This is a genomic window from Cloacibacterium rupense, from assembly GCF_014645495.1.
Lineage (GTDB): Bacteria > Bacteroidota > Bacteroidia > Flavobacteriales > Weeksellaceae > Cloacibacterium > Cloacibacterium rupense.
This window is the reverse complement of the sequence record NZ_BMLV01000001.1, coordinates 15,266-32,757: the sequence shown is the minus strand read 5'-3', so window position 1 is coordinate 32,757 and position 17,492 is coordinate 15,266. Positions and strand designations below refer to the sequence as shown.

The 17,492-nt window shown below is 31.4% G+C and carries 24 protein-coding genes; 10 read left to right on the top strand and 14 right to left on the bottom strand.

The window, feature by feature from the left end; translation table 11 throughout:
• Positions 1-6: 6 nt before the first annotated feature.
• The gene (locus IEW40_RS00185) at positions 7-396 is read right to left on the bottom strand and encodes a c-type cytochrome (protein WP_188616057.1); all 390 of its coding nucleotides are present in this window, start codon (positions 394-396) and stop codon (positions 7-9) included.
• A 211-nt stretch (positions 397-607) separates the two neighbouring features.
• Between IEW40_RS00185 and lipB the strand changes: the two genes are divergently transcribed.
• The gene (gene lipB / locus IEW40_RS00180) at positions 608-1,321 is read left to right on the top strand and encodes a lipoyl(octanoyl) transferase LipB (RefSeq protein WP_188616056.1); all 714 of its coding nucleotides are present in this window, start codon (positions 608-610) and stop codon (positions 1,319-1,321) included.
• A gap of 65 nt (positions 1,322-1,386) precedes the next feature.
• On the opposite strand, the gene IEW40_RS00175 is transcribed toward lipB, so the two are convergent.
• Positions 1,387-1,677: a putative quinol monooxygenase gene (locus tag IEW40_RS00175; protein ID WP_188616055.1), complete on the bottom strand. Its 291-nt coding sequence runs from the start codon at positions 1,675-1,677 to the stop codon at positions 1,387-1,389.
• A gap of 129 nt (positions 1,678-1,806) precedes the next feature.
• Between IEW40_RS00175 and IEW40_RS00170 the strand changes: the two genes are divergently transcribed.
• The 9 genes from IEW40_RS00170 (at position 1,807) to IEW40_RS00130 (ending at position 8,017) form a co-directional block, all read left to right on the top strand.
• Positions 1,807-3,129, top strand: coding sequence for a dihydrolipoamide acetyltransferase family protein (locus IEW40_RS00170; protein ID WP_188616054.1), 1,323 nt, complete (start codon positions 1,807-1,809; stop codon positions 3,127-3,129).
• Positions 3,130-3,344: 215 nt separating this feature from the next.
• Positions 3,345-3,953, top strand: a complete 609-nt coding sequence (locus IEW40_RS00165) for a hypothetical protein (RefSeq protein WP_188616053.1) — start codon at positions 3,345-3,347, stop codon at positions 3,951-3,953.
• A gap of 3 nt (positions 3,954-3,956) precedes the next feature.
• Complete coding sequence (locus IEW40_RS00160; RefSeq protein WP_188616052.1) at positions 3,957-4,433, top strand: GNAT family N-acetyltransferase; 477 nt, start codon at positions 3,957-3,959, stop codon at positions 4,431-4,433.
• Between the two features lie 192 nt (positions 4,434-4,625).
• The gene (gene rpsF, locus IEW40_RS00155; protein ID WP_188616051.1) at positions 4,626-4,967 is read left to right on the top strand and encodes a 30S ribosomal protein S6; all 342 of its coding nucleotides are present in this window, start codon (positions 4,626-4,628) and stop codon (positions 4,965-4,967) included.
• A gap of 26 nt (positions 4,968-4,993) precedes the next feature.
• A complete protein-coding gene (gene rpsR, locus IEW40_RS00150) occupies positions 4,994-5,296 on the top strand; it encodes a 30S ribosomal protein S18 (RefSeq protein ID WP_188616050.1) in 303 nt (100 codons plus the stop codon).
• A 73-nt stretch (positions 5,297-5,369) separates the two neighbouring features.
• Positions 5,370-5,852: a 50S ribosomal protein L9 gene (rplI, locus tag IEW40_RS00145; protein ID WP_188616049.1), complete on the top strand. Its 483-nt coding sequence runs from the start codon at positions 5,370-5,372 to the stop codon at positions 5,850-5,852.
• 139 nt (positions 5,853-5,991) lie between these two features.
• A complete protein-coding gene (locus IEW40_RS00140; protein WP_188616048.1) occupies positions 5,992-6,663 on the top strand; it encodes a DUF4197 family protein in 672 nt (223 codons plus the stop codon).
• A 70-nt stretch (positions 6,664-6,733) separates the two neighbouring features.
• Positions 6,734-7,042 (top strand): DUF493 domain-containing protein, encoded by a 309-nt coding sequence (locus tag IEW40_RS00135; RefSeq protein ID WP_188616047.1) that lies wholly within the window; start codon positions 6,734-6,736, stop codon positions 7,040-7,042.
• A 75-nt stretch (positions 7,043-7,117) separates the two neighbouring features.
• Positions 7,118-8,017: a TIGR01777 family oxidoreductase gene (locus IEW40_RS00130; RefSeq protein ID WP_188616046.1), complete on the top strand. Its 900-nt coding sequence runs from the start codon at positions 7,118-7,120 to the stop codon at positions 8,015-8,017.
• Positions 8,018-8,046: 29 nt separating this feature from the next.
• Here IEW40_RS00130 and IEW40_RS00125 read toward each other — a convergent pair whose 3' ends face one another.
• From IEW40_RS00125 to IEW40_RS00070, 12 genes are all read right to left on the bottom strand, one after another.
• Positions 8,047-8,391 carry an ArsC/Spx/MgsR family protein gene (locus IEW40_RS00125; RefSeq protein ID WP_188616045.1) on the bottom strand — a complete coding sequence of 115 codons (345 nt, stop codon included), beginning with the start codon at positions 8,389-8,391 and terminating at the stop codon, positions 8,047-8,049.
• 36 nt (positions 8,392-8,427) lie between these two features.
• Positions 8,428-9,042, bottom strand: a complete 615-nt coding sequence (locus IEW40_RS00120; protein ID WP_188616044.1) for a deoxynucleoside kinase — start codon at positions 9,040-9,042, stop codon at positions 8,428-8,430.
• A gap of 63 nt (positions 9,043-9,105) precedes the next feature.
• The gene (locus tag IEW40_RS00115) at positions 9,106-9,858 is read right to left on the bottom strand and encodes a hypothetical protein (protein WP_188616043.1); all 753 of its coding nucleotides are present in this window, start codon (positions 9,856-9,858) and stop codon (positions 9,106-9,108) included.
• Between the two features lie 101 nt (positions 9,859-9,959).
• A complete protein-coding gene (locus IEW40_RS00110; RefSeq protein WP_188616042.1) occupies positions 9,960-10,982 on the bottom strand; it encodes a glutaminyl-peptide cyclotransferase in 1,023 nt (340 codons plus the stop codon).
• An 85-nt stretch (positions 10,983-11,067) separates the two neighbouring features.
• On the bottom strand, positions 11,068-11,493 hold the full coding sequence (locus IEW40_RS00105; protein ID WP_188616041.1) for an SRPBCC family protein: 426 nt from the start codon (positions 11,491-11,493) through the stop codon (positions 11,068-11,070).
• A gap of 61 nt (positions 11,494-11,554) precedes the next feature.
• Positions 11,555-11,998: a VOC family protein gene (locus IEW40_RS00100; RefSeq protein ID WP_188616040.1), complete on the bottom strand. Its 444-nt coding sequence runs from the start codon at positions 11,996-11,998 to the stop codon at positions 11,555-11,557.
• Positions 11,999-12,023: 25 nt separating this feature from the next.
• The gene (locus IEW40_RS00095) at positions 12,024-12,476 is read right to left on the bottom strand and encodes a VOC family protein (RefSeq protein WP_308421277.1); all 453 of its coding nucleotides are present in this window, start codon (positions 12,474-12,476) and stop codon (positions 12,024-12,026) included.
• Positions 12,477-12,524: 48 nt separating this feature from the next.
• Positions 12,525-12,980 carry a DUF1569 domain-containing protein gene (locus IEW40_RS00090; protein ID WP_188616039.1) on the bottom strand — a complete coding sequence of 152 codons (456 nt, stop codon included), beginning with the start codon at positions 12,978-12,980 and terminating at the stop codon, positions 12,525-12,527.
• A 102-nt stretch (positions 12,981-13,082) separates the two neighbouring features.
• A complete protein-coding gene (locus IEW40_RS00085) occupies positions 13,083-13,643 on the bottom strand; it encodes a Crp/Fnr family transcriptional regulator (RefSeq protein WP_188616038.1) in 561 nt (186 codons plus the stop codon).
• A gap of 95 nt (positions 13,644-13,738) precedes the next feature.
• Positions 13,739-14,938: an ABC transporter permease gene (locus IEW40_RS00080; RefSeq protein ID WP_188616037.1), complete on the bottom strand. Its 1,200-nt coding sequence runs from the start codon at positions 14,936-14,938 to the stop codon at positions 13,739-13,741.
• 26 nt (positions 14,939-14,964) lie between these two features.
• Positions 14,965-15,924, bottom strand: a complete 960-nt coding sequence (locus IEW40_RS00075) for an HlyD family secretion protein (protein ID WP_188616036.1) — start codon at positions 15,922-15,924, stop codon at positions 14,965-14,967.
• A 26-nt stretch (positions 15,925-15,950) separates the two neighbouring features.
• Entirely contained in the window at positions 15,951-17,357 is a 1,407-nt protein-coding gene (locus tag IEW40_RS00070) for a TolC family protein (RefSeq protein WP_188616035.1), read from the bottom strand.
• Positions 17,358-17,492 lie beyond the last annotated feature (135 nt).

Below are 17,492 nucleotides of genomic sequence, written 5' to 3'. Positions count from 1 at the left end.
AACTGTTTATTTTTTAAGTGTCAAAATGTATTTTACCATTTTTTTAGCATTTTCTTTATCCATACCTGGGTGCGGCGTCATCATTACATCTCCCCATACTCCACTGCCTCCGTTGATAATCTTATCTGCTAACATATCAATATCAGCTTCAGAATATTTTGCAGCAACTTCTGCATAAGAAGGTCCAACCAATTTACCTTCTTCTTTGTGGCAAGTTAAGCAATTCGCTTTTTCTATTAAATCTTTCCCTTCTTCTTCAGGAGTTTTCGCTGCAGTTACTTCTTGTTCTGTAGGTTCTTTAAGCATGGTATTTGTTTCACTTTTTGGAGCTTCAGTTTTAGAACAAGAAACTAAAAACAGAGTTCCAAAAATCGCAGAAGTTAATATATTTTTCATACTAGATAATTATTTTTTTGTTGTTAAATCAACCTTGTAATTGCATTTGAAGGCCGTGAAAATTTCAAAGAAAAAATATTTTCATAACAAATATAATTAATATAATCTTTTGATTTTTGAACCTGCCAAATGTCATTAAAAATATTTTAAAAATTATCCATTACATAGTTCTTTTAAAATTCATATTTTTGCTGTCTTAAATTTAAAATAAATGTCTTTAAAAAATAAAAAGGTAAAATTCGAAGAATTAGGCTTAAAGAATTATTTAGAAGCTTTTGAATATCAACAGAGTTTGATGGACGAAATCATCAAAATAAAAACCCTAAACAGAGATTTACCCGAAGAAAAAGACCACGAAGTCACTCCAAATTATTTACTTTTTGTAGAGCATCCTCACGTTTATACCTTAGGAAAATCTGGTGACGAGCATAATATGCTTGCCAATGAAGATAAATTAAAGGAAATAAATGCCACTTTTGTAAAAACCAACCGAGGTGGAGACATTACTTATCACGGTTTTGGGCAAATTGTAGGTTATCCTATTTTGGATTTAGATAATTTCAAAAGTGACATTCATCTTTATATGAGAAATCTGGAAGAAGTTATCATAAGAGTGATTGCAGAATATGGTTTAAAGGGAGAAAGAAGTGCTGGCGAAACGGGTGTTTGGCTAGATGTAGGAAAACCTTATGCAAGAAAAATCTGCGCTTTAGGCGTAAAAACTTCAAAATGGGTTACCATGCATGGTTTTGCTTTAAATGCGAATACCGATTTAAGATATTTCGAATACATTATCCCTTGCGGTATTAAAGATAAGGCAGTCACTTCTCTTAAACGTGAACTAGAGCGTGAGGTGAATGTAGAAGAAGTAAAAGAAAAGATTAAAAAACATTTTCAAGATGTTTTTGAAGCAGAACTTTCTTAGGTTTATTTAAAAAAATTCCCCGAAAAATAAAAAAGCGAAACCTATAAAAGTTTCGCTTTTCATATTTAAAAGATTATCATTCCTTTATAGACTAGATTTTGAGATTCCATCATTGGCATTGCATTTTTTCTGAATTCTAAAATATGGTCTTGTACACTATGCTTATGCAAGTGTTCTTCGGTTTCCCAAAGTTCTACCATAAAAAAGTGGCCTTTGTTTTCCTTATCTTCTATCAAGTCATATTGTAAACAACCCTCTTCTTTTCTGGTTTCAGAAACTAATTTTTTTAACAATTCTATCGCATCAAAAAGATGATTTTCTTTAAACTTCATCAGTGCAACTACGTGTATATTCATTATTTTTATAATTTTCTACAACAAAAATAGTAAAATTAGCATTAGAAATTTCACAAAAAAAGTATCTATTTTTTATTAATCTTCAATTACAATTTTTTTTTATATTTGTAAAAACTCTAAAAAAGTAAAATGGCAGAATATAAATTATTACTTCCATCTATGGGAGAAGGCGTGATGGAGGCTACTGTAATCACGTGGTTATACAATGAGGGAGACACCGTAAATGAAGATGATTCTGTAGTAGAAATTGCTACAGACAAGGTAGACTCTGATGTTCCTACCCCGGTTTCGGGAAAAATTATTAAAATTTTAGTTCAAAAAGATGAAATTGCAAAAGTAGGAGAACCTATCGCTATTTTAGAAATTGAAGGTGAGGGAGAAAATAATTTAGAAACTCCAATTTTAGAAGAAACTCCAACTCCAGAAATTGAAGTTGAAGTTGTAGCAGCATTAGAAAAACCACTTCAAGTTGTAACGTCTAGTCCACAAGAATTTTCAGGTGAAATCTATCTTTCTCCTTTAGTAAAATCTATTGTTGAACAAGAAAACATCTCAGAAGATGAACTGAAATCCATCAACGGAACTGGTTTAGATGGCAGAATTACCAAAGAAGACATTCTAGCATTTGTTAATAATAGAGGAAATCAAGAGATTAAGATTGAAGCAAAGACAGAACCAATCAAAAATACTATTTCCGAAGTTATTTCTGCTCCTAGTACTCCACAGACCATTTCAGTTTCAGGCGGTGACGAAATCATCCCGATGGATAGAGTTAGAAAAATTATTGCAGAAGCAATGGTAAATTCTAAAAAAACTTCTCCACACGTTACCTCTTTCATAGAATCAGATGTAACCAATGTGGTAAAATGGAGAGCAAAACACAAAGATGCTTTCGAAAAACGCGAAGGACAGAAACTCACTTTCATGCCAATTTTCGTGAAAGCAGTGGTAAAAGCGATTCAAGATTTTCCAATGATTAATATTTCTGTAGATGGTGATAAAATCATCAAAAAGAAAAACATCAATATCGGTATGGCAACAGCTTTACCAGACGGAAACCTCATTGTTCCTGTGATTAAAAATGCAGACCAACTTTCACTTTCAGGTTTAGCAAAAGCAATTAACGATTTAGCTTACAGAGCAAGAAACAAAAAGCTAAAACCAGAAGATACGCAAGGTGCTACGTACACCATTTCTAATATCGGAAGTTTCGGAAATTTAATGGGAACACCTATCATTCCGCAGCCGCAAGTTGCGATTTTGGCAATTGGCGCCATTGTAAAAAAACCAGCAGTTTTAGAAACCAAAGACGGAGACGTAATTGCAATTCGTCAACTGATGTTTATGAGTCATTCTTACGACCATCGAGTTGTAGATGGAAGTTTAGGCGGAATGTTCCTAAAACACGTACATGATTATCTCCAAAATTGGGATATGAATACGGAAATTTAAAAAAATCGAAAGACGGAAGACAGAAGTCAGAAGTTTTGAAATTTATAATACAACAACCTTCGAAATTTTTCGGAGGTTTTTTTGTAGCTATTTCCCGCTTTTCGCTATATCTTTTTCTTGCCCTCGCTTATTCCCTTTCAAGAAAAAGGATGCCGCTGCAATCGGGGCTAGTTACGCTTTCGTTAAAAATCAGTATTTTTGATTAAAAATTAACTATGCACATACATCAAAAGCCATATCATTATCTCATCTCCAAACAAGAAGAACAGATTTTGCAAGAAATTGTCTCAGAACGCTCAGATGAGTATGAAATCTCTTTTGATAATGAATCTACTTTTGATTTCAAAAAATTTGAAACATTTCAGCATTATTCAGATATTAAAATACTTTTCTCAATTAATTTTAACTCTCAATTTAAAATTCTAATTATCAATATTGAACATCATTTTATTGGTGGAAGACATGGAGACTCTCATCATAACGAAAATCAGATTTTAGGAATTAAAAAATTAGAACAAAATTATGGTAGAATACTCATTCGTGAAGAAAACGTTTTTGATAAAATGCTAGAAATATTCAATAAAACAGAAATAGATTTCAGAGATGACAAAGAATTTAGTAATAGATTTTTTGTTGTAGCAGATAACGAAAACAAAGCAAGAAGTTTTTTGAATCCAGAAGTTAGACATTACTTCAATTCAATTCCCAAAAAAGAAAATTTCACTATAGAAATATTAAATAATCAATTAATCATTAGAAATAAAAAAAATCTTAATCCATTCAATTTCAATCAAATAATTCATTTTCTAAAAAACAATTTTTAAATCATGCCCAACTTCCACATCCGAAAAGCAACACCAGAAGATACACCAACCATCTTCAATTTAATTTACAAACTCGCTGTTTACGAAAAATTAGAAAACGATGTTATTACCACTGTAGAAGAACTCCGCACCAATATTTTTGAGAAAAAATTCGCAGAAGTTCTCATTGCTGAAGAAGACCAAAAACCAATAGGTTTTGCACTTTATTTTCATAATTTTTCTACGTTTGTTGGTAAACCTGGTATTTATCTAGAAGACCTTTTTGTAGAACCAGAAATGCGAGGAAAAGGTTATGGAAAAGCACTTTTGGTAGAACTGGCCAAAATTGCCAAAGAAAGAAATTGTGGCAGATTAGAATGGGCGGTTCTAGATTGGAATACGCCTTCTATAGAGTTTTACAAATCTCTCGGGGCAAAACCTATGGATGAATGGACAGTATTTCGCTTAGACAAAGAAGGAATAGATAATCTAGCAAAATAAACTAGAAGTACGAAGTAAAAAGTTGGAGGTTAAAAATTGAAAGTTCAAAATTGCAACTAATAATCAAACTATATTAAACCATTTTCAAACTATTTCAAACCACATCAAACAAATTACTGCATTAATATTGTGTATTTTAAAAAGATTCATTACTTTTGCACCTCGAAATAATTAACAAATATTTTTAACACTATGAACAATTACGAAACTGTTTTCATTTTAACTCCCGTTCTATCTGACGCACAGGTGGAGGAAGCAGTAAAAAAATTCGAAGACTTTTTGAAAGAGCACAATTGCGAAATCGTTACCAGAGAAAACTGGGGTCTTAAAAAATTAGCTTATCCTATTCAATTAAAAAAGAATGGATTCTACACTTTGATCGAATTCAAAGGTGAAGGTACTGTAGTAGCAGGTCTTGAAACTGCTTTCAAACGTGACGAGAGAGTTATCCGTTACTTAACAACTAAGCTTGACAAACATGCAGTAGAATATGCTGTAACTAGAAGAGCGAAGTTAAAATCTTCTAAAGCTTAATTTCTAACCCTTAAAAATTTAAAAAAATGGCAATCGACGAAATGGCACAACAAGCCGCAGCAGGTGGCGAATCTGAAGTAAAATTTCTTACTCCACTAGATATTACTACAAAATCTGAAAAGAAATATTGTAGATTCAAAAAATTCGGAATTAAGCACGTAGATTATAAAGATGCTGACTTCTTATTACAGTTCGTAAACGAACAAGGTAAAATCTTACCAAGAAGATATACAGGTACTTCTCTTAAATATCAAAGAAAAGTTTCTGCAGCTATCAAAAGAGCTAGACACTTAGCTTTAATGCCTTACGTAGCAGATTTATTAAAATAATTATTTAACAAAAATAAATTGTTGGTTTTAGTTTATTCTAAACCTAACTTTTTAATTAAAAAAGGACAACAAAATGGAAATTATCCTAAAAAAAGATGTAGAAAACTTAGGACTTGAGTTTGATACTGTAAACGTAAAACCTGGTTATGCAAGAAATTTCTTAATTCCTCAAGGTTTTGCCCTTCTTGCTACCCCTAAAAACAAAGCAGCTCTAGAAGCTACTTTAGAAGCTAGAAAAGAAGAAGAAGCTAAATTAGTAGCTGCAGCTACTGCAATAATTGAAAAACTTAAAGCTACTCCTGTTACTATTACAGCTAAAGCTGGTACAGGTGATAAACTTTTCGGTTCTATCAATAATGCTAACTTAGCAGAAGCTCTTGCTAAAGCTGGTGTAGAAGTTGATAAAAAATACATCAAAATTCCTGGTAATACTATTAAGAGAACTGGTAAATTCTCAGCTAAGGTAAGACCACACAGAAACGTAGAATACGAATATGAATTCGAAGTAGTTTCTGACGCTCCTGTAGCTGAAGCAGCTAAAACAGAAGAGGCTTAATAAAATTAAACATATTACTAAAACCGCTCATCAAAATTTGATGAGCGGTTTTTAATTACCTTAATGTCTAATTCATTTATATTAATTTAATAACTTTGGCTCAATATTTGGAAAAGATACTATAACAATAAAAAACTCTATGAAAAAATATCTTCTAATGGCTGGTTTAGCTCTAGGTGCTACAGGAACCATAGCTACCACTACCCAATCTTGTGTAGCTGTTGCTACAACCGTTGGTTTATCAGTTATAAAACAAATACTTATTGGTGGAATTACTAAAGGTTTAGGAATTTTCAAAGATAAAGATAGCTTTTTAGCAAATGGTTTAATTGACAAAGCGTTGCCAGAACAATTAAAGAGCATTAACTCTACTTTAGAAAAACTCGGATTAAGCAATTTAGTATCTAAAGAAAAATCATATATAGCAGATGCTGCTGCATTTATTGCTCCCATTGCAGAACCTATTTTGGTAAATACCGTTCAAAATATGACTTCTGAAGACGCACAAAGAATTGCAAACGGCGGAAAAGGAGCTGCTACAAACTACCTTAGAGAAAAAGCAGGTTCACAATTGATGGCTGCTATTGCACCAAAAGTTGATGCCAAATTAAACGAATATGGCATTGTAAAAACCATCAATACCGCTCTCAAAGGAAACAGCTTATTAGGCGCACTTACGGGTAACCCAAACACTACTGCTTCTAGCGGACTTAGCTCGCTAGCTTCAGAGCAATTGGTCAACGGGCTTTTCAACATTATAGAAAATTACGAAAAGACAAGTCCACAAAATCCAATGAATTTTGTAAAATAGTTTAAATTAAATATTATAAATTCGTCTTGTCTAATAGATTAGACGATTTTTTATCTCAAAACAATTCAAAATGATAGAAGTAACAGGAAACGAACCATTTGACGAGCAAGCAGAATTTTATGCTTCGCTAAAGGTAAATTTAGAGAAAAATCATAATTTCCCAGAAGATTACCTCTATAAATTTATTATCTTAAATGATAAGGAAAAACTGACGGAAATTTATAAAGTATTTGACGGAACCAAAAACACTTTCACCACCAGAGAAAGCAGCAACGGAAAATACATCAGTTGCTCTATTCTATGCTTTGTTTTAGACGCAGACCAAGTCATTAGACTTTACCAAGAAGTAGCCAAAATAGAAGGTGTGATTATGCTATAAATGATGGTTGATGGATGATGGATGATAAATGATGGATGATAGTTCATTGGTTTCAAATTTAAAAATTGTAGTAAAATGAAAATTTTAATAACTGGAGCAAGTGGTTTAATCGGGAAATCTTTGGTTAAAAAACTCATCGAAAGAGGACATTCTGTGAACATTCTTGTCAGAAAAGAAACAAATGAACCTAATGAATTTTTGTGGAATTTGCAAGAAAATTTCATCGAAGACGAAGCTTTTTTAGGGGTAGAAAGCATCATCCATTTAGCTGGAGCTACCATTGCAAAAAGATGGACTACTGATTACAAAAAAGAACTGTACACCTCTAGAATAGATACCGCTAAACTTCTAAAAAAATATGCATTAAAACATCATTTACAACTCAAAAGTTTTATTTCTGCTTCTGGTGTTAATTACTACGGAACGTTTACCAGCAACGAAATTTTAACCGAAGATACCCCCATCAAAAAACTAGATTTTTTAGCAGAATTATGTAAAAATTGGGAAGAAGCTGCCTTTGATTTTAATGATATTTCCGAACGAATCATATGCCTAAGAACATCGCCTGTTTTAGCAAAAAAAGGAGGTACTTTTGAGCCTTTAAAAAAAATAACAGACCTCAACCTAGCTTCACCCATAGGAAGCGGAGACCAATGGATGAATTGGATTCACATAGATGATTTGGTAGAATTGTATGTTATGGCGGTAGAAAACCAAGAAATGAATGGCTGTTACAATGCTGCAGCAGAAGAAATCCCTAGCAATAGAAACTTTATGAAAGAATTGTCTAGAAAATCTAAAAAATTTTTCATCCCAATTCCGGTTCCTAGATTTTTAATTAAATTAATGCTTGGCGAAATGTCAACCATCATTTTAGAAGGAAGTAGGGTGAGCAATCAAAAAATAAAATCTTTAGGTTTCGAGTTTAAACATCCATTTTTAGGAGAGACTTTTGAGAACCTTTTACAAAAATAAAGCGGAATTGATTAAATTCCGCTTTTTTATCAAGATAAAAATTGTTCTAATCTTTCTAAATCTCGGGCTATAATTGCTTTATTTCCTATAATTACAATTGGTCTTTGTAATAGCTTTGGATAATTTGCTAAAATGGAAATTAACCCTTGTTGTGAATAACTCACCGAAGAAAATTTTTCTTTCCAGAGTTCTTCATTCTTTCTAATCAAGTCATCAGCAGAAAGTTCTAACTTTTCTAATAAATCTTCAATTTCTACTTCAGACAAAGGATTTTCTAAATAAAGTCTCGTTTCAAAATCTATACCTTTACTTTCTAAAAGCTGTAGAGCAGCTCTAGATTTACCACATCTGTTGTTATGTAAAATTGTAATCATTTTAATACAGATTTTAGGATTTATTTTTCAGTTTTTTTAAAAAAGTCCGTGCAATTCTGCTTCAATTTTTTCCAAAATATAGCCGAAATCTTCTGGTCTATCTACAAAATCTAAATCATCTACTTCTATTACCAAAAGTTTACCTTCGTTGTAATTAGAAATCCATTTTTCGTACTTTTCATTAAGCTTAGAAAGATATTCTATACTGATGCTTGCTTCGTACTCTCTCCCTCTTTTATAGATTTTTTTAACCAAATTAGGCACATCAGACTTTAGATAAATTAATAAATCTGGTGCTGAAACAAAAGATTTCATCAAATGAAAAACAGAGGTATAATTATTAAAATCTCTCTCTGTCAGTAAATTCATGTCATATAAATTTTCTGCAAAAATATAGGCATCTTCATAGATGGTTCTATCTTGGATAATGTTTTTTCCGCTTTCTCTAATTTCCTTTACCTGACGAAATCTACTACCCAAAAAATAAATTTGGAGTGCAAAACTCCATTTATTCATGTCTGCATAGAAATCTTCTAAGTAAGGATTGTGGTCTACATCTTCGAACTGAGCATCCCAATTATAATGCTTAGCAAGCATCGTAGTTAAAGTTGTTTTTCCTGCGCCTATATTTCCAGTTACTGCAATGTGCATATAATTTTATGATTTAAAATTCACAATTTAAGATGTAAAAGCAACCAACAAAAGTTACTTTTCTTATTTAATTTTGTAAAGATAAAATTTGTCAGCTATCAAAGCCAAAAAATGGAGATGGTTTTTATCCACAATTTTTGCTTCACTGCTGCTAAACACCATTTTAAATTCTTGCGATGGAAAAAATTGATATATTTTTTGTGAAGAAACAATATAAATATCGTCATTTTCTCGGCTCAATCTTTTTCCATTTTCAATAGTAAATTCCGACAATTTTTCTGAATTAAAATCATACACTTCAAAGCTATTTTCCCTCAAAACAAATAATTTCCCATTATATATCAGAATATCTTTTATACCGTCTAAATTAAAACGAATAGGGAAAGAATTCATTAAAATATCATCTCTAAAATTGTAATACAAAAGTAGATTTTGGGATTCATCTATGAGCCAAACTTTTTGTAAATCTTCAACATAAGCCTGACTGATAGACCCGAATTTTTGTTTTAAATCGATGGTTTGTATCTCGTTTAGGTTTTGGTCGATTAACTTTATTTCTTGTACATTTTCAGAAAAAAGTACAATATTCAAAGGATTTTGTGCACTCTGAATTTTGAAGGGATTCACCAGCATCATCTTCCCGATTTGATTACCCAGAGAATCATATTTCACAAAGCCAAAATCTTTGTTTTTAAAAGCATAAATATTACCATAATCGTCTGTTAAAAAATCTTTTACACCTTTTAATTCTAAATTTTTCTGACCAAAAAATTGAGTGAAAATTAAAACAAAAAACAACAAGGATATTTTATACATTTCGAAATATAATTTTAGTAAAAGTAGTCAATAATTTTGAAAAATATTAAACAAAAAAAGCACCATAAAATGATGCTTTGTATTTAAAAGAAGTTGAAAAACTATTTAATCTTTACTTCGTAGATTTTGTCCCAATTTTTACCAGTAATCAGCATATTTTCTCCTTTGAAAGCAATTCCGTTTAAGACAGCTTCAGAATCTATGTCTGTATATTTTTTAGCGATTGCAGAAAAATCAAATTTCCCTACCACTTCGCCTGTTTTAGGGTCAATTTTTAGAATGATTGGTTTATGCCAAACATTTGCATAGATATATCCTTTGTAATATTCTAGTTCATTTAATTGGTCGTAAACCTCATTATTTCCTGCCACAGAAATATACTTTACTAATTTCGAAGGCGCTGAAGAATTTAAAAAGTATAAATTTTTAGTTCCATCAGAAGCAATTAGGTTTTTACCGTCATAAGTTAACCCCCAACCCTCTCCCATTACATTAGGATATGGAAATTCACTTAATAATTTCAAATCAGATTTATTGTAGACAAATCCTTTTTTGTTTTGCCAAGTTAATTGATATATTTTATCTCCTACGATTGTACTACCTTCAGAAAAAACATCCGCAGGCTGTTGAGTAGATGTAATAGCATCAGTAGAACCTAATGTATATTTTAAAATTTTAGACTCTCCGTTTTGCCCATCACTTTCATAAATTGTATTTCCTTCTAATTGAAATCCTTGAACAAAATTTTTAGAATCATGCGGGTATTCTGCTACTATTTCGTAAGAATAATTTTTTTCAGGATTTTTAGCAAATACATTAATGGTAGCATCCTGAGAAAGAATTTTGCCATCTCTTGTAATATTAATGGTTACTGCATTATCTCCTAAAGTGAAAAATTTTGGGTCTATTACCAAATCACTGGTTTCTTTGTCTCCAAAACTAATGCTGATGCTTTCTGCATTTTCAGTTACTTCTTTCGGGAAATCTATTTTGTCACCGAAATGATACCCTTTGGTTTCCATTGCAGTGTTGTATTCATTCAGAGAATTCAAAACTTTTTCATCTTTGTTACAAGAAGCCAAAATAAGCAGTGCAAAAAAGCCTATAAAAAATGATTTTTTCATTTATTTTAAAAATTTACGTCAAAACTACAAAAAAAGCACCATTTACTAAAAATGATGCTTTTATTTTTGAAAATTTTATAAAAAATTAATTTTCTACGAATTCTTTCAGAGATTTTCCTACGATATCTTCCCAGCCTTTTCTGAAACTTTCTGGATAAAAATCTTCTCCTAGATGATGAAAGTTTTCTAAACCTTTGTGGGTAAGGGTTACTATAGTACCTTCATGCTCTGGCTTCAGCTCCCATTTTACAATGGTTTTTTCTTTGGTAACATCTGGATAAGTCCAAGAATGTTTAAATTTTTCATGCGGAACTACTTCTGCTATTTCACAATGATGATGAAATTTTCTCTCTTCACCTGGCTCAAAAAAATTGAATGCATTACCTTCTTTTAGTTCGAAATCTGGTATATCAAAATACCAATTTTTCATTTGCTCTTTGTTAGTTAATGCATTCCAAACTTTGTCTACTGGTGCATTCACTTTTACGCTGATTTTAACATTCTCGTGCATGGCGTTATATTTTTAGAGATTTAACAATTAATTCATATCAAATTTACAAAAAATTAATATACTAATGTTGCTGAGTTTTATCAGGGTCATCATAGTTCACCATCCAATTAATTCCGAATTGATCGGTCCACATTCCGAAATAAGCTCCCCAAAATGTATCTTGCAAAGGCATGGTTATGCTTCCTCCATAAGAAAGTTTATTGAACAAAGAATTGGCTTCCTCTTTTGAATTTGCGTTGATAGAAATGGAGAAATTATTACCGAAGGTAACTTGCTGTTCTGGTGTTAAAGAATCACTCCCATACAAAACGGTTTCTGCACTTATCGGAAATTTCACGTGCATAATTTTTTGTTTGTCTTCATCCGTAAGTTCTTGACCTTCTTGAGGAGGCATTTCTCCGAATTTCGAAAGCATTTCAAAATCTCCGCCAAAAGCATTTTTATAAAATTGGAATGCTTCTTCACAATTACCGTTGAATACTAAATATATGTTGACTGTTGCCATAATTTTTGAATAGGTTTTGTAAATTTTATCTATGTTGGTCAATTAAGATGGTATTTCCATCTGGATCTTTTAGAATGATATATTCTGGTCCTTTAGACATTTCATTGGCTTCTTTTTCAATTTTAATATCTTTAGTTTTTAATTTTTTCTGAATTTCTCTTACATCCATGAAAGGATTGACATTTTGAGCAGATTGATCCCAACCTGGATTAAAGGTAAGTGTATTCCCATCAATATGTCCCTGAAACAAACCAATTACAGTATTTCCATTATTAAGAATCACCCAGTTTTCGTCTATATTTCCACCTTTGAAAGTAAAGCCTAATTTCTTGTAAAATTCAAAAGATTTTTTGATATCATTTACTTTAAGGCTTATAGAAAACGCTCCTAAATCTAGATTCATATCTTTCTTATCGTCAATACCTTGCGAAAACACAAAACTAGAAATTAACAGAAGAAATAAATTCAATTTTTTCATAACATTAAAAATTGCAAAATTAGGATTAGTTATTTTTTCGCCTAAAATTTAAACTCCAAATTGAGATAAATGATGATTAAGGTGTTTGGCGTACATATTGTTCCAATCTTGAGCTGTCATTTTCCCAAAATTAATATTTTCTTTGCCTTCGAAAGCGTCTCTACCTAGTTGTTGCACTCTTTGAATGTTTCCGATTAATTTTGCTTTTTCTTCATCAAAATTTCTTTCATTAGCTATAATAAAAGCTGGACTTGTAGGTAAGCTTTGTTTATACGGAATTTCATTGGTGATTTTTGGTTTTACAAATCTTGAAAGTAAAAATTTTGCAATAAAACTTGGTTTGGGGAATTTTTCGGGGTAGAAAGTTAAATCATAAGCTACATTTAGATGGGCTAGAACTTGATCGACAGTCATTTTCCCCCATTTTCTTTGAGTTTCTGGTGTTAGCAGATTAATTCTATCAATGTACTGCTGTGCATCTTTAGCATCAAAAACATTTTGCATTATTCATAATTTTTTAACAGAATATAAAGTTAAATCTATTTTTTTATATTCTGCATTTTTTAATTCATAAAACTTAGTTAAAAATATTCTTGGTAGAAGATGCTAAATTTCGCTTCTGATTCTGCTTAGTGTTTCTTGTGAAATTCCTAAATATGATGCTATCATCCCTAGTGGAGCACGAAGTATAATATCGGGGTTTTCCTCTAATAAATTTTTATACTTTTCTTTAGCAGACATATGCTGTAGATATGTAATTCTATTTGCCATTTGAAGCATTAAATTTCCTAAAATATATCTACTAAAATTGGCAGCAGTAAGAGATACAGCGCATAATTTTTCTAGTTGCTCATAATTACAGCTGGTTATCACAGATTTTTCTATGGCTTCTATACTGTATCTAGAGGGTTGATTTTTAAAAAGTGTGTCAATATTGGCAGAAATTTTACCTTCAGAATAAAAATTAGCGGTAATATCTTTATCATTTTCTTGATAAAAACTTCTCAATAGTCCTTCGTCTACAAAATAGATACTTCTATTATATTTGTTGTGCTTACTTAGTATTTGACCTTTTTCAAAAACATTAGTTTCACATTCCTCGTAAAAGAATTTTTCTATCTCTGCATCTATTTTTATGTGTTTTTCAATTTCTTGAAGAATCCTCATGCCTCATAATTTCTGCAAAAATACAAAAAAAGAGCGCATCAAAATTGTATTTGAAACGCTCATAACAAACATCAAAATATTGAAAACTTAATGATTTAACTATCATCTGATTGGTCATCATAATCCTCACTTATATGGTACTCTTTGAATAAATAATGAATTTTTATCTTCAAGGCAATCCATCCTAATACAAAAAATACCCAAGCGAGAATAAATAAATGCCAAAAATACTTGTATGTAAGGTAATCTGACCCTTTTTCTACGACCATGATTTTCAAAGCTTCTAAGTAAGGCGTAAGAGGTATAATTTTAGTGAAACTGCTTATAAAATCAGGCATAGCATAAGTAGGCCATGTAAAACCACTGATAATAAATGCAGGTGATGCTATAACCATCAAAATTTGAGTCGCCTTTAGAGCATCTGGTATTATAATACTTACAAAAACACCTAAATTAGTAGCTGCCACAACAAAAACGGCAGTAATTAAAAAGAAATTCCATACATTTTCTGGAGCTGGTATTTTAAAATAAATACTACACAGATAAAAAATAAGAATATTGAAATTAGAAAAAATCCAAACAGGTAAACACTTGATGGCCATTACCAAAACGGCAAATTTATGCTTCCCAGCGAAATCTTTTACAAAAGAATCTCTTTTAAATTCTTCTGAAAAAGTAACCGCCATTGCCAATAGAATTACTTGTTGTAACACCACTGCCATTAATGCTGGCCACATAAAAATAAGATAATTACTTGTGGTATTAAAAAGGGTAATATAATTGGTTTTGAAAGGTTCTATGCTGGCTTTGGCTTGGTCTGCATTCATGCCTCTTTTTTGCAAAGCTTTCATTTCTGCACCTGCAGAGAATGTACCTAAAGTTAATTGAATTGCTTTAGAGGCAAAATTAGCCGTCAGTACATTAGAAGTGTTGATATAAACATTTACCTCAGGGTATTTTTTTTGTAGCAAATTGGCTTCAAATCTTTCTGGTATCACCACCAGCGCTCCTGCTTCTGTTTTAATCACTTCATCTTTCACTATTGCAGGTTCGTCTACATAATTCAGAATTTTCAACGAACTATTATCACTTAGCATGTCTACTACTTGCTGAGAAGTAGGCGTTTTATCATGATTAACTACAATTACAGGAATATCTGTCACCTTTCCACTTTTGTAAGTAAACCCCATTAATAAAGCATAAAAAATAGGTGCTACAAAAAAAACGGAAAGCATGGTTTTATTGGTAAAGAATAACCTAAACTCTCTTCTCAGAAGGTATCTTAACTGTTTCATAATCAATTATTTTAAAAAAGCTAAGATTACTCCAAAATCACGCTAGAATTTACCAAAAGGCTATTTACTTTAGCATTATCATTAGGCACCACTTTAATTTCATAGACGGCATCCTCAGGCTGATAATCTGGAAACGCGGTCGTTATATCAGCATATCTAGTTAACTGTTTAATAGAAACTATTTTACCTGAAAACTGTAAATTTCCATAAGTAGATTTCATATTTACAATCATCCCTTTTTGATATTTAGCAATCTTACTTTCGGGAATGGTAAATCTAAAATAAGTAGAATTAGGAATATAACCATTAAAAAGGGCATAACCTGCTGTAGCCAACTCTCCTACATTTAAAGAAATAGTTTCAATTTCCATGTCATTGGTGGCAATAATGTATCTTTCAGAATAAGCAACATTGGCTTCCTGAAGTGCACCTCTCGCTTGATTTTCTTGTCCAAGAGCCATTTCTATTTTTTCAATTCTGGTGCCAATTTCTACATCATGCAATTCTGCATTTACGGCATCAAATTGAGCTTTTGCGCCTTGCAATTTAGCGTATATTTCATCATAGCTTTGAGGAGATAATAAACTATCTCTGTACATATTTTGTGCTCTATTAAAAGATTTTTGAGCATATTCATATTGTTCTTTTAAACCTTTATATTTGGCTTTTAACTGGCGAAGTTGGTCTGCAGTAGCGCCATTTTTTGCCATTTGTGCTTGTGCTGTTGCTGCTTCAGTTGCTCCTTTTGCTTGTGCTATTTTTGCAGAAACTTCAGGTACGTCTAACATGGCTAGGGTATCTCCAGCTTTCACAGTTTGTCCTTCTTTTACATAGATTTTTAGAATTCTACCCGTAACTTTCGGTGCGAAAGAAACAATTTCTTTCTTTGTTTTTCCTTCGGTTAATTTCTCGGGAGTTTCTTTTTTACAAGCGACTAAAGAGAGAACACTTGCAACAGCAACAATTTTTAAAGTATAATTTTTCATTTTATATTGAGGTTTGTTTGTTAACATTAAAGTTTTTCGATGGATAAATTCTGAGTAGATTTCATCAGTTCTACCGCAGCTCTCCTTTGATTAAATATCGCCGTTTGATACTCTAATTCTGCATTTTCTACATCGTTTTCAGCTTCTATTAATTGAGTAGATTTTATCAAACCATATCTGAATTCTTTTTCTGCTTGTTTTAAAGCATTTTTAGCTATTTGTTTCGCTTTGGCTTTCATTTCAATCTGTGAAGAGGCAATATCATAGTTGGTTTGATTGTTTGCTAGATTAAGTTGTAGTTTTTTCTCTGCATCAGATTTTTTACTTATCAAAATTTCTTTTTCTATTTTTGCTTTTTCTATTTCATGTTTTCCTTCGTTACCATCAAAAACATCCCATTTAAAACCTATCCCAGCCTGAAAAACAGGAAATAAATTTAAATTGGTAAGGTCTAAATCTAACTTTGTGCCTGTTCCCGGTAAAATGCTTTTTGAAGAGGAAATATTGGTATTATAAAACCCTAAATAAGATAAAGAAGTCATGGCTTGAACTTTAGGAATCCACCATGTTTTTTCTGCTTTTATTTTGGCGTCTATAGCTTTCATTCCGTAATCTAGAGCAGACAATTCAGCTCTTTTTTGTATAGATTGGTCAGCAACTAAATATTCTATTTTTTCTAAAACTGGTTTTATAAGCGCAATTCTCTCTTTATCTATCCCAGTCAATAAATGCAATTGGGTGATTAGTAATTCTTTTTTACCTTCGTATTCTACCATTTTAGAATTTAGCGTGGCTTGTGCTAATTCTATTTTTTTATAATCGTAAGGCGTAATTAATCCGTAACCAAGAGCTTTTTCGGCAGTTTTTTTATTGGCATCTAACCTTTTTTTACTTTCGTCTAAAACATTTTTACTTTCAATAATGAGTGCAAATTGGTCATATGCTTTAGAAATTTCAGTAATTACTTCATCTTGATTTTTGGCTTGCATAGCCAGATTAGCATTATTTTTTTCCTCCAGAGCTTGTTTTAGATACTTTACCTTACCTCCAGAATAAATTACCATTTTAGCTTCTGCTTTTGCAGCAGCATCAAAACCAGATAAATTAAAATTATTATTAAAAGTACCTTTTGGAAAAATAGCACCTGGGAAAATTGGCTGTAAAGCTGGTAATGCTATTTCAGGGGAAATAAATCTTGCTGTCGCATTTAGATATTCTCCCTTCCCAGAAATTTCTACCTTAGGAAGAAAAACATCTTTCAGCATTTCTTGATCCAATTCATTAAATTTTGATTGTAAATTTTGTTGTTCTATGGTTGCATCTTTTGTCATTGCAGCATCTATGAGCTCTTTCAACGAAGGGGCAGATTGTGCCATAGAAAAAATAGAAAATCCCATAATGATGGTAATTATAATTTTTTTCAGTGTTTTCATCTATTTTTAATTTTCATTAAACAAAATCAGAAATTGTATTAATTATCTTTATTCAATAGTAGATTAATCTACAAATTACTGCTTTGAATTGATGTTTTGTTTTGTTGATACAAATTTGAGGAAAATTATGTTACG

What these genes read in the sequence shown, in the direction of transcription:
- IEW40_RS00185 (WP_188616057.1), bottom strand. Translation starts at nt 396, where the DNA reads ATGAAAAATATATTAACTTCTGCGATTTTTGGAACTCTGTTTTTAGTT.
- lipB (WP_188616056.1), top strand. Translation starts at nt 608, where the DNA reads ATGTCTTTAAAAAATAAAAAGGTAAAATTCGAAGAATTAGGCTTAAAG.
- IEW40_RS00175 (WP_188616055.1), bottom strand. Translation starts at nt 1,677, where the DNA reads ATGAATATACACGTAGTTGCACTGATGAAGTTTAAAGAAAATCATCTT.
- IEW40_RS00170 (WP_188616054.1), top strand. Translation starts at nt 1,807, where the DNA reads ATGGCAGAATATAAATTATTACTTCCATCTATGGGAGAAGGCGTGATG.
- IEW40_RS00165 (WP_188616053.1), top strand. Translation starts at nt 3,345, where the DNA reads ATGCACATACATCAAAAGCCATATCATTATCTCATCTCCAAACAAGAA.
- IEW40_RS00160 (WP_188616052.1), top strand. Translation starts at nt 3,957, where the DNA reads ATGCCCAACTTCCACATCCGAAAAGCAACACCAGAAGATACACCAACC.
- rpsF (WP_188616051.1), top strand. Translation starts at nt 4,626, where the DNA reads ATGAACAATTACGAAACTGTTTTCATTTTAACTCCCGTTCTATCTGAC.
- rpsR (WP_188616050.1), top strand. Translation starts at nt 4,994, where the DNA reads ATGGCAATCGACGAAATGGCACAACAAGCCGCAGCAGGTGGCGAATCT.
- rplI (WP_188616049.1), top strand. Translation starts at nt 5,370, where the DNA reads ATGGAAATTATCCTAAAAAAAGATGTAGAAAACTTAGGACTTGAGTTT.
- IEW40_RS00140 (WP_188616048.1), top strand. Translation starts at nt 5,992, where the DNA reads ATGAAAAAATATCTTCTAATGGCTGGTTTAGCTCTAGGTGCTACAGGA.
- IEW40_RS00135 (WP_188616047.1), top strand. Translation starts at nt 6,734, where the DNA reads ATGATAGAAGTAACAGGAAACGAACCATTTGACGAGCAAGCAGAATTT.
- IEW40_RS00130 (WP_188616046.1), top strand. Translation starts at nt 7,118, where the DNA reads ATGAAAATTTTAATAACTGGAGCAAGTGGTTTAATCGGGAAATCTTTG.
- IEW40_RS00125 (WP_188616045.1), bottom strand. Translation starts at nt 8,391, where the DNA reads ATGATTACAATTTTACATAACAACAGATGTGGTAAATCTAGAGCTGCT.
- IEW40_RS00120 (WP_188616044.1), bottom strand. Translation starts at nt 9,042, where the DNA reads ATGCACATTGCAGTAACTGGAAATATAGGCGCAGGAAAAACAACTTTA.
- IEW40_RS00115 (WP_188616043.1), bottom strand. Translation starts at nt 9,858, where the DNA reads ATGTATAAAATATCCTTGTTGTTTTTTGTTTTAATTTTCACTCAATTT.
- IEW40_RS00110 (WP_188616042.1), bottom strand. Translation starts at nt 10,982, where the DNA reads ATGAAAAAATCATTTTTTATAGGCTTTTTTGCACTGCTTATTTTGGCT.
- IEW40_RS00105 (WP_188616041.1), bottom strand. Translation starts at nt 11,493, where the DNA reads ATGCACGAGAATGTTAAAATCAGCGTAAAAGTGAATGCACCAGTAGAC.
- IEW40_RS00100 (WP_188616040.1), bottom strand. Translation starts at nt 11,998, where the DNA reads ATGGCAACAGTCAACATATATTTAGTATTCAACGGTAATTGTGAAGAA.
- IEW40_RS00095 (WP_308421277.1), bottom strand. Translation starts at nt 12,476, where the DNA reads ATGAAAAAATTGAATTTATTTCTTCTGTTAATTTCTAGTTTTGTGTTT.
- IEW40_RS00090 (WP_188616039.1), bottom strand. Translation starts at nt 12,980, where the DNA reads ATGCAAAATGTTTTTGATGCTAAAGATGCACAGCAGTACATTGATAGA.
- IEW40_RS00085 (WP_188616038.1), bottom strand. Translation starts at nt 13,643, where the DNA reads ATGAGGATTCTTCAAGAAATTGAAAAACACATAAAAATAGATGCAGAG.
- IEW40_RS00080 (WP_188616037.1), bottom strand. Translation starts at nt 14,938, where the DNA reads ATGAAACAGTTAAGATACCTTCTGAGAAGAGAGTTTAGGTTATTCTTT.
- IEW40_RS00075 (WP_188616036.1), bottom strand. Translation starts at nt 15,924, where the DNA reads ATGAAAAATTATACTTTAAAAATTGTTGCTGTTGCAAGTGTTCTCTCT.
- IEW40_RS00070 (WP_188616035.1), bottom strand. Translation starts at nt 17,357, where the DNA reads ATGAAAACACTGAAAAAAATTATAATTACCATCATTATGGGATTTTCT.